Source organism: Mesorhizobium sp. M0018 (genome assembly GCF_040323955.1).
In the GTDB taxonomy this organism is placed as follows: Bacteria; Pseudomonadota; Alphaproteobacteria; order Rhizobiales; family Rhizobiaceae; genus Mesorhizobium.
The window spans coordinates 260,354-274,890 of record NZ_JAMYVL010000006.1; the positions used below are offsets into that span (position 1 = coordinate 260,354).

General features: G+C 63.3%; 15 protein-coding genes. 4 read left to right on the forward strand and 11 right to left on the reverse strand.

Translation table 11 applies throughout. The features are described from left to right. Nucleotide 1 precedes the first annotated feature (1 nt). Genes NKJ81_RS11215 through NKJ81_RS11225 form a run of 3 tightly spaced genes read left to right on the forward strand, consistent with a single transcriptional unit; the run spans nucleotide 2 to nucleotide 2,626 of the window. On the forward strand, nucleotides 2-919 hold the full coding sequence (locus tag NKJ81_RS11215) for an ABC transporter permease subunit (protein WP_023676823.1): 918 nt from the start codon (nucleotides 2-4) through the stop codon (nucleotides 917-919). Nucleotides 920-923: 4 nt separating this feature from the next. Further along, nucleotides 924-1,799: an ABC transporter ATP-binding protein gene (locus NKJ81_RS11220; protein WP_352540465.1), complete on the forward strand. Its 876-nt coding sequence runs from the start codon at nucleotides 924-926 to the stop codon at nucleotides 1,797-1,799. Next, complete coding sequence (locus NKJ81_RS11225; protein WP_352540466.1) at nucleotides 1,796-2,626, forward strand: dipeptide ABC transporter ATP-binding protein; 831 nt, start codon at nucleotides 1,796-1,798, stop codon at nucleotides 2,624-2,626. The genes NKJ81_RS11220 and NKJ81_RS11225 overlap by 4 nt, the downstream gene beginning before the upstream one ends. Before the next feature lie 22 nt (nucleotides 2,627-2,648). Here NKJ81_RS11225 and NKJ81_RS11230 read toward each other — a convergent pair whose 3' ends face one another. Continuing rightward, nucleotides 2,649-3,569: a LysR family transcriptional regulator gene (locus NKJ81_RS11230; RefSeq protein ID WP_352540467.1), complete on the reverse strand. Its 921-nt coding sequence runs from the start codon at nucleotides 3,567-3,569 to the stop codon at nucleotides 2,649-2,651. Nucleotides 3,570-3,662: 93 nt separating this feature from the next. Between NKJ81_RS11230 and NKJ81_RS11235 the strand changes: the two genes are divergently transcribed. Then, nucleotides 3,663-4,535: an NAD(P)H-dependent oxidoreductase gene (locus tag NKJ81_RS11235; protein ID WP_352540503.1), complete on the forward strand. Its 873-nt coding sequence runs from the start codon at nucleotides 3,663-3,665 to the stop codon at nucleotides 4,533-4,535. Here NKJ81_RS11235 and NKJ81_RS11240 read toward each other — a convergent pair. From NKJ81_RS11240 to NKJ81_RS11285, 10 genes are all read right to left on the reverse strand, one after another. Then, nucleotides 4,466-5,758 (reverse strand): cysteine desulfurase-like protein, encoded by a 1,293-nt coding sequence (locus NKJ81_RS11240; protein WP_352540468.1) that lies wholly within the window; start codon nucleotides 5,756-5,758, stop codon nucleotides 4,466-4,468. The two genes, NKJ81_RS11235 and NKJ81_RS11240, sit on opposite strands and share 70 nt — an antisense overlap. A 29-nt stretch (nucleotides 5,759-5,787) precedes the next feature. Then, nucleotides 5,788-6,462 carry an amino acid ABC transporter permease gene (locus tag NKJ81_RS11245; RefSeq protein ID WP_352540469.1) on the reverse strand — a complete coding sequence of 225 codons (675 nt, stop codon included), beginning with the start codon at nucleotides 6,460-6,462 and terminating at the stop codon, nucleotides 5,788-5,790. A gap of 109 nt (nucleotides 6,463-6,571) precedes the next feature. Further along, the gene (locus tag NKJ81_RS11250; protein ID WP_352540470.1) at nucleotides 6,572-7,363 is read right to left on the reverse strand and encodes an ABC transporter substrate-binding protein; all 792 of its coding nucleotides are present in this window, start codon (nucleotides 7,361-7,363) and stop codon (nucleotides 6,572-6,574) included. A gap of 178 nt (nucleotides 7,364-7,541) precedes the next feature. Then, on the reverse strand, nucleotides 7,542-7,937 hold the full coding sequence (locus NKJ81_RS11255; RefSeq protein WP_352540471.1) for a RidA family protein: 396 nt from the start codon (nucleotides 7,935-7,937) through the stop codon (nucleotides 7,542-7,544). A gap of 71 nt (nucleotides 7,938-8,008) precedes the next feature. Further along, on the reverse strand, nucleotides 8,009-9,157 hold the full coding sequence (locus NKJ81_RS11260; protein ID WP_352540472.1) for an acyl-CoA dehydrogenase family protein: 1,149 nt from the start codon (nucleotides 9,155-9,157) through the stop codon (nucleotides 8,009-8,011). Between the two features lie 224 nt (nucleotides 9,158-9,381). Further along, nucleotides 9,382-10,194, reverse strand: a complete 813-nt coding sequence (locus NKJ81_RS11265; protein WP_352540473.1) for an enoyl-CoA hydratase family protein — start codon at nucleotides 10,192-10,194, stop codon at nucleotides 9,382-9,384. Then, on the reverse strand, nucleotides 10,191-10,661 hold the full coding sequence (locus NKJ81_RS11270) for a MarR family winged helix-turn-helix transcriptional regulator (protein WP_023676834.1): 471 nt from the start codon (nucleotides 10,659-10,661) through the stop codon (nucleotides 10,191-10,193). Before NKJ81_RS11270 ends, NKJ81_RS11265 begins: the two co-directional genes overlap by 4 nt. After that, nucleotides 10,655-11,428, reverse strand: coding sequence for an SDR family NAD(P)-dependent oxidoreductase (locus NKJ81_RS11275; RefSeq protein WP_352470008.1), 774 nt, complete (start codon nucleotides 11,426-11,428; stop codon nucleotides 10,655-10,657). The genes NKJ81_RS11270 and NKJ81_RS11275 overlap by 7 nt, the downstream gene beginning before the upstream one ends. Further along, nucleotides 11,425-13,719 carry a bifunctional salicylyl-CoA 5-hydroxylase/oxidoreductase gene (locus NKJ81_RS11280; protein WP_352540474.1) on the reverse strand — a complete coding sequence of 765 codons (2,295 nt, stop codon included), beginning with the start codon at nucleotides 13,717-13,719 and terminating at the stop codon, nucleotides 11,425-11,427. Before NKJ81_RS11280 ends, NKJ81_RS11275 begins: the two co-directional genes overlap by 4 nt. A 143-nt stretch (nucleotides 13,720-13,862) precedes the next feature. After that, the gene (locus tag NKJ81_RS11285) at nucleotides 13,863-14,462 is read right to left on the reverse strand and encodes a VOC family protein (protein ID WP_023676837.1); all 600 of its coding nucleotides are present in this window, start codon (nucleotides 14,460-14,462) and stop codon (nucleotides 13,863-13,865) included. Nucleotides 14,463-14,537 lie beyond the last annotated feature (75 nt).

The following is a 14,537-nucleotide window of genomic DNA, read 5'->3' on the forward strand; positions in this document are numbered from 1 at the left end:
GATGACCGACGAATCCGCCGCCGAAGCTACCGCCGCCTCCATCCCGACAGGCGGCAGGCAACGGGCTTTCGCCGAGTTCTGGCACTACTTCTCGATGAACACCGGCGCGGTCATCGGCCTTGTCGTGTTTTCGGCGCTGGTGCTGGTGGCGATCTTTGCGCCGTTCGTCGCCCCACATTCGCCCGACGAGCAGTTTCGCGATGCGCTGCTGGCACCCCCTGCCTGGCAGGAAGGCGGCAAATCGATGTTCCTGCTCGGCACCGACGCGGTCGGCCGCGACATGCTTTCACGGTTGATCTTCGGGGCGCGTTTCTCGCTGTTCATCGGTCTGGTGGTCGTTGTCTTCTCGCTCACCAGCGGCATCGTGCTTGGCGTGCTCGCCGGCTATTTCCGCGGCTGGGTCGACACTCTGATCATGCGCATCATGGATATCATCCTGGCCTTCCCGTCGCTGCTTCTGGCGCTGGTGCTGGTGGCGATCCTCGGCCCGGGCCTGTTCAATGCCATGCTGGCGATCGCGCTGGTGCTGCAGCCGCATTTCGCGCGCCTCACCCGCGCCGCCGTGATGGCCGAAAAGAACCGCGAATATGTCATCTCCGCCAAGGTGGCTGGTGCCGGTCATCTTCGCTTGATGGTGAGGACGATCCTGCCGAACTGCCTGGCACCGCTGATCGTGCAGGCGACATTGTCCTTCTCCAACGCTATTCTCGAAGCTGCGGCGCTCGGCTTCCTCGGTGTCGGTGCGCAGCCGCCGACGCCGGAATGGGGCACGATGCTCGCCTCGGCGCGCGAGTTCATCCTGCGCGCGCCTTGGGTGGTGACCTTCCCCGGACTTGCCATCCTGATCACTGTGCTTGCCATCAATCTGATCGGCGACGGCTTGCGCGATGCCTTCGATCCCAAGCTGAAGAGGTCATAATCCAATGCCTCTTCTCGAGATCAAGAACCTGACCGTTTCCTTCGACACCGCCGCTGGACCATTCATGGCGGTACAAGGCATCGACCTGTCGGTCGAACCGCGCGAGGTGCTGGCGATCGTCGGCGAATCCGGTTCGGGCAAGTCGGTGGCGATGCTGGCGGTGATGGGGCTTTTGCCCAACACCGCGACGGTGAGGGCCGACCGCATGGCCTTCGACGGCATCGACCTGCTCAAGCTCGGCCCATCCGAGCGGCGCAAGATCGTCGGCAAGGACATTTCGATGATCTTCCAGGAGCCGGTCGCCAGCCTCAACCCGTGCTTCACCGTCGGCTTCCAGATCGAGGAGGTGCTGCGCTTCCATATGGGCATGGACCGCGCCCAGCGCCGGGCGCGTGCCATCGAATTGATGAAGTTGGTCGGCATCGCCGACCCCGAGGATCGGCTGGGCTCCTTCCCGCACCAGATGTCGGGTGGTCAGTGTCAGCGCGTCATGATCGCCATCGCCATCGCCTGCAATCCCAAGCTTTTGATCGCCGACGAGCCAACCACGGCGCTCGACGTCACCATCCAGAAGCAGATCCTCGATCTGCTGGTCGGCCTGCAGGCCAAATATGGCATGGGCCTGATCATGATCACCCACAATATGGGGGTGGTTGCCGAGACCGCCGACCGTGTCATCGTCCAGTACAAGGGCCGCAAGATGGAAGAGGCCGACGTGCTGTCGCTGTTCGAGTCCCCCAAGAGCAACTACACGCGCGCGCTCCTGTCGGCGCTGCCGGAAAATGCCGTCGGCGACCGGTTGCCTACTGTTTCCGACATGCTGTTCGAGCCGGCCCCATCTGTAGTCGCAGCCCGGTCCGCAGGAGGAACCGCCTCATGAGCGTGACGGTAGTCGAAGGCAAGAACATCGTGCGCGACTATCATGTCGGTGGCGGGCTTTTCCGCCCCTCCCGTACGGTTCATGCGGTCAAGGGTGTTTCGTTCAGCGTCGACAAGGGCAAGACGCTGGCCATCGTCGGCGAGAGCGGCTGCGGCAAGTCAACACTCGCCCGCATCATCACCCTGATCGACCCGGCGACCTCCGGCGAGCTTTTCATCGACGGCAAGAAGGTAGACATCGGCAGGAATGGCCTGTCGAAGGAAATGCGCCGCAAGGTCCAGATCGTCTTCCAGAACCCTTATGGTTCGCTCAATCCACGCCAGAAGATCGGCGACGTGCTTGGCGAGCCGCTGCTCATCAACACCGACAGCACGGCCGACGAGCGGCGCGATCTTGCCATGAAGATGCTAAAGAAGGTCGGTCTCGGCCCCGAGCACTTTAATCGCTACCCGCATATGTTTTCGGGCGGCCAGCGCCAGCGGATCGCCATCGCCCGCGCGCTGATGCTCAACCCCAGCCTTCTGGTGCTGGACGAGCCGGTCTCGGCACTTGATCTTTCGGTGCAGGCGCAGGTGCTGAACCTGCTCGCCGACCTGCAGGACGAGTTTCAGCTAACCTATGTTTTCATCAGTCACGACCTGTCGGTGGTGCGCTACATCGCCGACGACGTGATGGTAATGTACTTCGGCGAAGCGGTCGAATACGGCTCGCGCGACGAGGTCTTCGCCGACCCCAAGCACAGCTACACCAGGACGCTGTTCGCGGCGACGCCGCGTGCCGACGTTGCCAGCATCAAGGCACGGTTGGCGAAGAAGAGGGCCGCCTGATCCGGCGAGGTTTGCCGGCCGGCTACCGCTTCTCGATCCCCGGAATGCCGGAGATATGCTCGGCGAGAAAGTCGACCAGCAGCCGCACCCGGGCAATGCCCGCACGCTCCGGAACGATCAGCATGCTCAGCGGGACGGGAGGCGGAAAATAGCCCGGCAGGACCACTTCCAGCCGGTCGGCCGCCAGAAGATCGTCGACAAGCCAGTGGTGGGCGGGTGCGATGCCGCGTCCGGCGACAAGGGCTTCGCGCGCAGCAAGCCCATGGTCGACCAGAAATCTGCCGCCAAAGGGCACCGCAAAGGTCTCGCCGCCCGGCCCCTGCAAGGTGAGCGTGTCGCTTCCCGCGATGTTCGACATCCGGATGCCTTCATGGCCAGGCAGATCCTGCGGGACAGCCGGTCTGCCCCGCGCCGCCAGATAGGCCGGCGCCGCCACCAGCAGACGCCGGGATTGCCCGAGCGCCCGCAGTTTCATTGAGCTGTCGGTGAGCGGACCCAGGCGAAGCGCAATGTCGACGCCCTCCCGCACAAGATCGATGCGCTCGTCGGTGAGGCTAAGATCGATGCCGATATCGGGATAGCGGTCCTGAAAGGCGAAGATCAGCCGGCTGACGTGCAAGACCCCGAGCGCCGCCGTGCAGGATATCCGGATCGTGCCGGCCGACGCGCCGCGCGTGCCCCGCGCCTCATCGCCGGCCTGCTCAACGAGGCGCAGGACCTGGACGCTGTCGGTATAGTAACGGCTGCCTTCATCAGTCATCATCACACGCCGGGTGGTCCTGCTGAGCAAGGGCACTCCGACGGCCTCCTCGAGTTCTCGCAAATGCCGTGTGACCGTCGACTGCCCAACTCCGAGCTCGCGCGCCACCGCCGAGAGGCTGCCGCGCTCGGCGACGCGAACGAAGGTGCGCATGCGCTCGAGAGTGACGTCCGATCTATCCATTATTCGGCATTATCTTATACATTTCCTACATATAGCGGATCATTCCGCGGCTGGCTACCTTTGGTGTCTATCGTCCTTCTTCGGAGTAGACCCATGAAAGTCCTGCTTGTTTTTGCTCATCCTGAACCGCGTTCGCTCAACGGCGCGCTGCGCGACGTCGCCATCAGGGAACTCGAGGCCCAAGGCCACGAGGTGCGGGTGTCGGACCTCTATGCCGACGGCTGGAAAGCCGAGGTGGACCGTGCCGACTTTCCGTCGTGGCCGCCCGAAGCACGCTTCCTGCCGGCCGGCGCCTCCAAAAAGGCTTTTGCGACCAACACTCTGACCGATGACGTCAAAGCCGAGATCGACAAGCTGCTATGGGCCGACACCCTGATCCTCCAGTTCCCGCTGTGGTGGTACGCCATGCCGGCGATCCTCAAGGGCTGGGTCGATCGCGTGTACGCCTACGGCTTCGCCTATGGCGTTGGCGAGCACAGCGACAAGCGGTGGGGTGACCGCTTTGGTGAGGGAACGCTCGCCGGCAAGCGCGCAATGCTGATCGTGACCGCAGGCGGCTGGGAAGAGCATTACTCCGCCCGCGGCGTCAACGGCCCGATCGACGACCTGCTGTTCCCGATCAATCACGGGATTCTATACTATCCGGGCTACGACGTGCTTCCGCCGTTCGTGGTTTACAGGGTGGACCGTTTCGGGGAGGCGGATTTCGAGCCTGTCGCGGAGCGACTGCGCGAAAGGATGCGAACGCTCGAGACAATCCGGCCCATTCGTTATCGGCAGCAGAATGGCGGCGATTACTTGATCCCAAGCATGCAATTGCGCCCCGGCTTGGAGAACCCGGGTGCGACCGCCTTTGCGCTTCACGAGGATCGCGCCGGCGCCGCCGCCCACTCCGATCAGGACAGCCGGGCGATGATGGTGCGCAGCGCCTCGCCGAAGCGCCGGACTTCCTCGATCGTATTGTAATGCACCAGCGAGGCGCGCACGGCGCCGCTGTCCATGCCGAGGTTGAGCCGCTTCATCAGACGCGGCGCATACATGTGGCCGTCGCGAATGCCGATCTGCATCTCGGCCATTTCCTCGACGATCCTCTGCGGCGATAGCGTGCCGACATTGAAGCAGAAGGTCGGCACGCGCTCGCTGAGGCGTGCCTCTTCGGCCACGCCGTAGATCGTCGCGCCGCAATCCTTGAGCACCGCCAGCATTTCGCGCGCCAGCACCTGTTCGTAGTCGCGGATTGCATTCATGCCGGCGACGATGTTGTCGCGGCGCGACCGGTTATTCTCGGACAAGAAATTGCGGCCGATCGATTCGAGGTAGCGCACCGCGGCATCCATGCCGGAGACGTTCTCGTAGATGAACGTGCCGGCTTCGATTTTGTGGGGCGGCTCGTCGGGGATGAAATCCTCGCGGAAGGTCGGCAAGCGCTTCAGTGTTTCGAAGCGGCCCCACAGGAAGCCCATATGCGGCGAGAAATTCTTGTAGCCGGAGCAGACCAGATAATCGCAATCCCAGGCCTGCACATCAATCAGCCCGTGCGGCCCGTAATGCACGCAGTCGAGGAACACTTCGGCGCCTGCCGCATGCGCAATCGCAGCCACGGAAGCAACGTCGACAATCGAGCCGATCGAATGCGCCGTGACCGTGCAGGCGACGAGCCGGGTGCGCTCTGAGACCAGCGGGCGCAAATCGTCGACATGCAGATTGCCGTCGTCGCGCATCCGCCACCATTTGAACTTGGCGCCGGCGGGCGCCAGCGCCAGCCACGTCGCGATATTGGCGTCGTGATCCATGTCGGTGATGACGATCTCGTCACGCTCCCCGTTTGGGCGCTCGGAAAGCATCTGGCCGATGCCGAGGCTGACCAGGCGGATGAACGAAGTGGCGTTCATGCCGAAACAGATCTCCGCCGGGTTGGTGGCGTTGATCAGCAAGGCCACGCTTTCGCGAGCGCCGGCGACGGCTTGGTCGACGGTGACGCTGCGGCCATAGCGGCCGCCGCGCTGCACATTATGCGCGACCAAATGGTTGGTGACCGCATCGAGCACGCTTTGCGGGATCTGCGCGCCGGCTGCATTGTCCATGAAGACGAAGTCCCCGGCTTGCTGCAAGGCGGGAAACATGGCGCGGATCGTCTCGACTGGGAAAGCTGCGGCATCGCCGGTTTTCGAAATCTGATGCTGGTTCAAGGTCGTCTCCTGCGAAGTGCGCTGACAGATTAGCGGGTCTTTTCGGTTTGAAAGCGGCGTTCAAGGAGGCTGACGAAACGGACCATCGGCCAGAGAAAGATGAGATAGACCAGCGCCGCGCCGATCAGCGGTGAAGGATTGGCATAGAGCGATTGCGCGTTGGTCGCTTCTTTCAGCAGTTCGGGCAGCGCCACGGTGGAAGCGAGCGAAGTATCCTTGAACATCGAAACGCAATTGCTGGTCATTGGCGGAATGACGACGCGGATCGCCTGCGGCAGCACTACCTTGCGCAAGGTCAGCAAGAACGGCAGGCCGAGCGCCTGCGCCGCCTCGAACTGGCCGCGCGGAATGCTCTCTATACCGGAGCGGAACACCTCGGCCGAATAGGCCGCCATGATGATGGCGAAGGCCATCACCGCGGACGTCCACGATGACAGGCGAATGCCGAGGAACGGCAGCGCATAGTAGATCAGGATCAGCACGACCAGCACCGGCATCGCCCGGAAAATGTCAATGTAGCCGACAGCCAGCAGCCGAAGCGGCTTTGGCGCATAGAGCCGCACCAGGCTGATCGCGAGGCCGACGGGAATACCGATGCCGATGCTCATGATTCCGAGCAGCAGGGTGTTCAGGAAGCCGCGCAACAGCGCCGGCAGGCTGGAGACCATGACGTCGGCGTTGAAGAAGGTGTCCAGCAGCGACATCGCAGCATTTCCGAAACGTTTGGCGTCCCGCGACGCTCGAGCCCGAGCCCGAAATCCGAAATCGTGCCGGCATCGAAAGCCGGCACGACATTTAAGCGTGAACTGCCGCTCAGGCCTTCGGCAAAGGAGTTTCCTTGACGGTCGAGGAATCGGCAGGTGCGTCGCTGCCGAACCACTTCTTGTGGATCGCGGCCAGCGTGCCGTCCTTCTTCATCGCGGTCAGCGCGTCGTTCAGCTTGCCGAGCAGCGGGTGGTCCTTGGTCATCATCAGACCGTACTGCTCGCCGGTCTTGATGCGCTCTTTTACGGCGAGATCCTTCATCCTGGTGAAAGAATATTCCAGGCCCGGAATATCGCTGACCGCCGCATCGACGCGGCCGGAGCTGAGATCGAGCAGCAAGTTCTGCTGCGTGTCGTAGCCCTTGACGTCACTGAACCCGTCCGCTTCCTGGTGGGCCTTGACCCAGGCTTCGCCGGTCGAGCCGGACAGCACGCCGACGATCTTGCCCTTGAGGTCGGCCTCGGCCTTGATCGGGCTGTCGGCCTTCGCGGCGATGCCCATGTCGGAATCATAGTAGGGCTGCGTGAACGACTGAGACTTCAGCCGCTCCGGCGTGATGGTGATCGACGAGATGGCGACGTCGATGCGCTTCGAGGTGGTGGCGGCGAACAGCGCCTGGAAACCGAGATCGGCGATATCAGTGGTCATGCCGATACGCTTTGCCGCCTCATTGATGATGTCGACTTCGAAACCCTCGAACGTGCCGCTCTCGTTCTTGTATTCAAAAGGCGGATTGGTCGGATAGGCGCCGACATTCAGCGTGCCTTCGGCGTAGGCCGGGCCGCCGGCGATGCCGATGGCAGCAGCAAGAAGCAGCAGGTTGCGACGGGTGAAGTTCATTTTCGTTCCCTCTGGTTGTGATCGGACGGGTTTGGCCCCGCACGGTTTTGATGCGTCAAGTGACGGGACTGCCGGAAAGCCCTCCCGGCACGGCAGTCGCAAGACATCGAATGCTATCCAAAGTACCGCGCTTTTCAAGGCGAAAGTTTTAAGCTTAAAAAATTGCCGCGTGTTGCCGTCACTCCGGAATAACCGCTGTGGCCTGGATCTCAACCTTGGCGCGATCCTCGACCAGCGCCATCACCTGCATGGCGGCCATCGCCGGAAAATGCCGGCCGATCACCTCGCGATAGACCTCGCCGATCCCCTTGAGATTGGCCAAATATTCCGCCTTGTCGGTAAAGTACCAGGTCATCGAGGTGATATGTTGCGGCTTGGCGTCGGCCTCGGCGAGCACAGCAACAATATTGGCCAGCGTCTGCCGCACCTGGCCGACAAGATCATCGGTCTCGAAGCGGCCCTGTCCGTTCCAGCCGACCTGCCCGCCGACGAAGACAAGCTGCCCACGCGCGGCGACGCCATTGGCGTAGCCGACGGGTTTCGCCCAGCCTTCCGGCTGCAGGATGGTGTGCATGTCAAAACCTCCCAATGCTCAAATCCGGTCGCTCAAAACTCGAAGACAATAATTTCACGCAAACTCCCGTCTCAGGCCGCTCCCATCACTTGCCGTGCAATCACCACCTTCTGCACATCGGACGCTCCCTCGTAGATGCGCAGCGCCCGGATCTCGCGATACAGGCTTTCGACGATATGGCCCTTGCGGACGCCGTCGCCGCCATGCAGCTGCACAGCCCTGTCGATCACCTCCTGCGCTTTGTCGGTAGCGAACAGCTTGGCCATGGCGGCTTCGCGGGTAACCCGAGCCGCGCCCATGTCCTTGGTCCAGGCGGCACGATAGACCAGCAACGCGGCGGCATCGACATCCAGCGCCATGTCGGCGATGTGGCCCTGCACCATCTGCAGCTCGGCCATCGGCGCACCGAACAGCCTGCGCTCGGCCACTCTTGTGATGCTTTCGTCCAGCGCGCGCCGGGCAAAGCCGAGCGCCGCTGCGCCGACGGTCGAACGGAACACGTCGAGCACGGACATGGCGATGCGAAAACCGTCACCGGGTTTGCCGATCAGCGCCGAGGCTGGAATGCGTGCATTGTCGAAGGACAGCCGGGCGAGCGGGTGCGGCGCGATCACCTCCAGCCGCTCGGCAACGATCAGCCCCTCGGTTTCGGAAGGCACGACAAAGGCGGAAAGCCCCTTGGCGCCCGGCGCTTCGCCGGTGCGGGCAAAGACAGCATAAAAGTCAGCGATACCGCCGTTGGAGATCCAGGTCTTTTCGCCGGACAAGAGATAGCTGTCGCGGTCACGCAAGGCCGTCATTTCCATATTGGCGACGTCCGAGCCCGAGCGCGGCTCCGACAGCGCGAAAGCCGAAATCGCCTTGCCGGCCCGTGTCTTAGCCAGCCAGTGCTGCTGGTCGGGCGTGCCGAACAGGCTGAGTGCGCCGGTGCCGAGCCCTTGCATGGCGAAGGCGAAATCGGCCAGCCCGTCATGCCGGGCCAGCGTTTCGCGCGTGAGGCACAGGGTGCGCACGTCGAGCGGTCCCGGATTGTCCACATCGAACGCCGTTGGCTTCAGCCAGCCGTCTTTGCCAAGCCTCGCCACCAGCTCGCGGCAGGCCGCGTCGACATCGTGGTGGTCGACCGGCAGGTTCTTCGCGCACCAGGCGTCAAGTTGCTCCGCAAGTTCGCGATGGCGGTCCTCGAAGAAGGGCCAGTTGAGGAAAGAGGGATCAGGCATTTCTGCCTCCGCTGTTCTCCGGACCTTGCGTTCTACGGCGCCCCCCTCTGTCCTGCCGGACATCTCCCCCTCTAGGGGGGAGATTGGCGGCTTCGCTGCCACGGCTCTCCCTGCGATGTTGGAGATTGGCGAAAGCGGGCCTGATATCCAATCTCCCCCCTTGAGGGGGAGATGGCCGGCAGGCCAGAGGAGGGTGCTGTCCCGCCAGCGTGGAAGCGATCATCTCAATTTCCCTCGAACACCGGCTTCTCCTTGGCCACGAAAGCCGTGTACGCCCGCTCGAAATCGCGGGTCTGCATGCAGATCGCCTGCGCCTGCGCTTCCGCTTCGATCGCCTGGTCGAGACCCATCGACCATTCCTGGTTCAGCTGCGTCTTGGTCATGCCATGGGCGAAGGTCGGGCCGGAAACGATGCGCGCGGCCATGTCGAGCGCGTCGGCCTCAAGCGTTGCGGTATCGACCAGCCGGTTGTAGAAGCCCCAGCGCTCGCCTTCCTCGGCACTCATCGTGCGGCCGGTATAGAGCAGCTCGGCGGCGCGGCCCTGGCCAATGATGCGCGGCAGGATCGCGCAGGCCCCCATGTCGCAGCCGGCAAGGCCGACGCGCGCAAAAAGGAATGCTGTCTTGGCTTGAGGCGTGGCGATGCGGATATCGGAGGCCATGGCGATAATCGCGCCGGCGCCGACCGCCACGCCATCGACCGCCGCAATAATCGGCTTGCCGCAATTCAGCATCGCCTTGACGAAATCGCCCGTCATGCGGGTGAAGGCGAGCAGCGCCTTCATGTCCATCTTGACCAGTGGGCCGATGATTTCGTGGACATCGCCGCCCGAGCAGAAATTGCTGCCATTGGGAAGGAACACCACCGCGTCGACATCGTCGGCATAGACGAGATCGCGAAATATGTCGCGCAATTCGGCATAGCTGTCGAAGGTCAGCGGGTTCTTGCGCTCCGGTCGATCGAGCCGGATCTTTGCGATCTTGCCTTCGACCTGCCAGAGGAAATCCTTCGGCTTGCGGCCGGCCAGCTTCGTCATTCCCGTCCCTCCCAATTGCTGCGGAAGGAGGTCAGCATGCCGGTCAGCCGGCGCGCCTCATCCTCGCTCACATTGCCCAGCAACTCGCCGACCCATTTCTCATGCGCGGCGGCGATCACGGCGAAAATCTTCGATCCCTCTTCCGTCAGCCGCACCATCGAGGTGCGGCGGTCGCCATTGCGTCGGGCCCGCATCACCAACCCTTCCGAGACCAGCCGGTCGATGATGCCGGTGACATTGCCGTTGGACACCAGCAGGAAGCGCGAAAGATCGCTCATCAGCATGCCCTCCGGCGCGCGGTAGAGCGCGGCCATCACGTCGAAGCGTGGCAGCGTTGTGTTGAACTCTTGCCGCAGTCGTTCGCGCAGCTCGGCCTCGATGGTGCGCGAGGCGCGCAGCAGGCGTATCCACAGCCGCAGGCGGTCCTTGCCGGGTCCGGACGGGGCGGGCAGGGGACCGGCTACCATGTCTCACCTCCGGAGATCGAAATCGTCTGTCCGGTAATCGACCGGGCGGCGTCGCCACACAGATAAAGTACCGCGGCCGCAATTTCTTCCGGCTGGATGAAGCGGCCTTGCGGGTTGGTCGCGGCTAGGCTTGTCCGTGCCTGCTCGGACGAGCGGCCGGTCGTTTGGACGATGCGCTGGACGGTGCTCTCCAGCATCTCGGTTTCGACAAACCCTGGGCACACGGCATTCACTGTTATGCCGGACTTAGCGGTCTCGACGGCGAGTGCCCGCATCAGGCCGACGACGCCATGCTTGGCGGCAACGTACGCTGCGACATAGGGATAGCCTTTCAGTCCGGCGGTGGAAGCGACGAAGATGATACGGCCAGTCTTGCGCACTGCCATGCCGGCCAACGCCGGCTTCACCGTCAGGAACGCACCGGTCAAGTTGACGTCGAGCGTGCGCTGCCAGTCTGCCAGCGAGGTCCGCTGCGCCGGGGCACTGCCGGACATACCGGCATTGGCAACGACGATGTCGAACGCTCCGCGTGCCGCTTCCGCGGCCTCGTAGAGCGACGCCATCGACGTCTCGTCGGTGACGTCGGCGGCAATGGCGAAGATGGACTTGTTCTCCGCGGCGACCTCGGCAAGCGGCTCCACGCGCCGGCCGCAGATGGTCACGTCAACGCCCGCGCCGGCCAGCGCCAGCGCGATCGCGCGGCCGACGCCGGAGCCGCCGCCGGTGACCAGCGCATGACGCCGCGAAATCGTCACCGCGGCACTCATACTTTCAACCCCGCTGCCGCTTCGCGTTCGGCCACCCGGTAGAGCTGGTCGCGGCCGGGCAGATAGGGATCCGGCCATTTGACGCCGCGATCGCCAAGCGTGACAGCTGCGTGCAGCGTCCAATACGGATCGGCAAGATGCGGCCTAGCCAGCGCGACGAGATCGGCGCGGCCCGCCATCAGGATCGAGTTGACGTGGTCCGGCTCATAGATATTGCCGACCGCCATCGTCGCCATGCCGACCTCGTTGCGGATGCGATCGGAAAACGGCGTCTGGAACATGCGGCCATAGACCGGTCTTGCCACGGCCGACGTCTGGCCGGCCGATACGTCGCAGATGTCTACGCCGGCCTCATGCAGCAGCCGCGCGATCTCTACGGCATCGGCCGGCGTCACGCCTTCGATGCCCAGCCAGTCATTGGCGGAGATGCGCATCGAGATCGGCTTCTCGGCCGGCCACGCGGCGCGCACCGCATGAAAGATTTCCAAGGGGTAGCGCATGCGGTTTTCCAGCGAGCCGCCATAGGAGTCGGTGCGCCGGTTGGTCAAGGGCGTGATGAAGGAGGACAGGAGATAGCCGTGCGCGGCGTGGATTTCGAGCATGTCGAAGCCGCAGCGCGCCGCCATCTCGGCCGAAGCGACAAACTGGCCGCGCACCATATCCATGTCGGCGCGGTCCATCGCCTTCGGCACCTGGTTTTCCCGCGACCACGGCACGGAAGACGCTGCCATGACGGGCCAATTGCCTGAGGGCAGCGGCACGTCGGTTCCCTGCCAGCCGAGCCTGGTCGACCCCTTTGCACCGGAATGGCCGATCTGGGCGCAGATCTTGGCCTCGGTTTCGGCATGGACGAACTCGACCAGCCGCTTCCAGGCGACCTCATGCTCGGGCGCATAGAAACCGGGGCAGCCAGGCGTGATGCGGCCCTCCGCGCTGACGCACGTCATCTCGATGTAGAGGAGACCGGCGCCGCCCTTGGCCCGTTCGGCGTAATGGGCGAAATGCCAATCGGTCGGACAGCCGTCGACCGCCTTGTACTGCGCCATCGGCGAGACGACGACGCGGTTCTGCAGCGCCATGCCGCGCAGCCGGAACGGCGCGAACATCGGCGCGCGACGCAGATTGTTGCCCCCGGCGCCGGCCTGGCGCTGGAACCACTCCTCGGCGCCGGCCAGCCATTCGGCATCGCGCAGCCGCAAATTTTCGTGACTGATGCGTTGCGAACGCGTCAGCAGCGAATAGTTGAACTGCACCGGATCGAGGCCGAGATAGCGCTCGACCTCCTCGAACCATTCGAGCGAATTGCGCGCCGCCGACTGCAGCTTCAGCACTTCGGTGCGGCGGGCGTCCTCATATTTGCTAAAGGCGGCCTCGAGGTCTGGCTCGGACTCGACATAGTCGGCCAGCGCCACCGCGCTTTCCAGCGCCAGCTTGGTGCCGGAACCGATCGAGAAATGCGCGCTCGCCGCCGCGTCGCCCATCAGCGCCAGGTTCGTGTAGGACCAGCGTTCGCACAAGACGCGCGGGAAATTGATCCACGCCGAGCCGCGGATATGATTGGCGTTGGTCATCAGCGCGTGGCCGCCGAGATGACGGGCAAAGATGCGCTCGCAGACGGCAATCGATTCCTGCTGCGACATCGCGCCGAAGCCGAAGCGCTGCCAGGTCTGCTCGCTGCATTCGACGATGAAGGTCGCGGTATCGCTGTCGAACTGGTAGGCATGCGCCCACACCCAGCCATGCTCGGTCTTTTCGAAGATGAACGTGAAGGCGTCGTCGAATTTCTGGTGGGTGCCGAGCCAGACGAACTTGCATCTACGAATGTCGATATCGGGCTTGAACACGTCGACGAAGGCGCCCCGCGCTTTCGAGTTCAACCCGTCGGCGGCGACAACCAGCTCGTGCGTCTCCATATATGGCTTGGGATCGGCGATGTCGGTTTCGAAGACCAGCTTGACGCCGAGTTCGCGCGCCCGCCGCTGCAGCAACGTGAGCAGCCGCTTGCGGCCAATGCCGCAAAAGCCGTGACCGGTCGAGACCGTGCGCACGCCGTCATGGATGACGGCGATATCGTCCCAATAGGCGAAATGCTTGCGGATCCAGACGGCGCTGACCGGGTCGTTCTTGGTCAGGTTCTCCAGCGTTTCGGCCGACAGCACGACGCCCCAGCCAAACGTATCATCGGCACGGTTGCGCTCGAACACCGTGACCTCATGCGCGGCATCCCTGAGCTTCAGCGAGATTGCAAAGTAGAGCCCGGCTGGTCCGCCGCCGAGAACCGCAACTTTCATCGTGCGATCTCCTCTTCGCTTCTGTTTGTCGAGTTTACGCCTGAGACGGATTAATTCAAGCTTAAAGTTTCAGGATTGAAACAATCCGCCCCAGAAACCCAGCTTGCCGGCAGTCGGCTTGCGCAGGCCAGGGACGCCCCGGGCTATTTTTCCGGGTTCTTCGGGCTCCACAGCACCGTCTCCGCATCTTTTTCATAAGCCATACCATTGGGATAGCTGATCGCTTCCAACTGCAAGCCCCAGGGCGCCTGGAAGTAGAGGATGGTCTGGCCGGCGGCCGGGCCTTCGGTAACCGGCAGCGGTCCCATCCGCGTCTTGACGCCCTTGCCGTCAAGATAGGCTTTTGCGGCGGCGATGTCGTCGACATAGAAGGCGATATGGAAGCCGCCTATGTCGCTGTTGCGAGGCGTCAGGTCCTTCTGGTCCGGCGCGGTGTATTTGAACAGCTCGATGTTCGACCCGTGTCCGCAGCGGACCAGGGTGATCTCCTCAATCACCGCCTTGGGATCGACGCCCAGCAGATCCTGCATGAATGTGCCCTTGTCGTCGGCGAACGGGCCGAACGACATCGCCTTCTTGCAGCCAACCACCTCGGTGAAGAAATCGACCGCCTGCTCCATGTCGGGGACGGTGACGCCGGTGTGGTCGTGGCCACGCATGCCGGGAATGGAACTGGCGTAAGCCGTGCCGATGCCTCCCAGCACGGTGGCGGTGAGCACTGCGTAGCGGATTGCATTCTTCATGTCAGTCATCCTCCATCGCGGGACATTTTGCCGGGTGCACGCCTGAGGCCCGCTCTTTAGCGTGCGAATAGGATT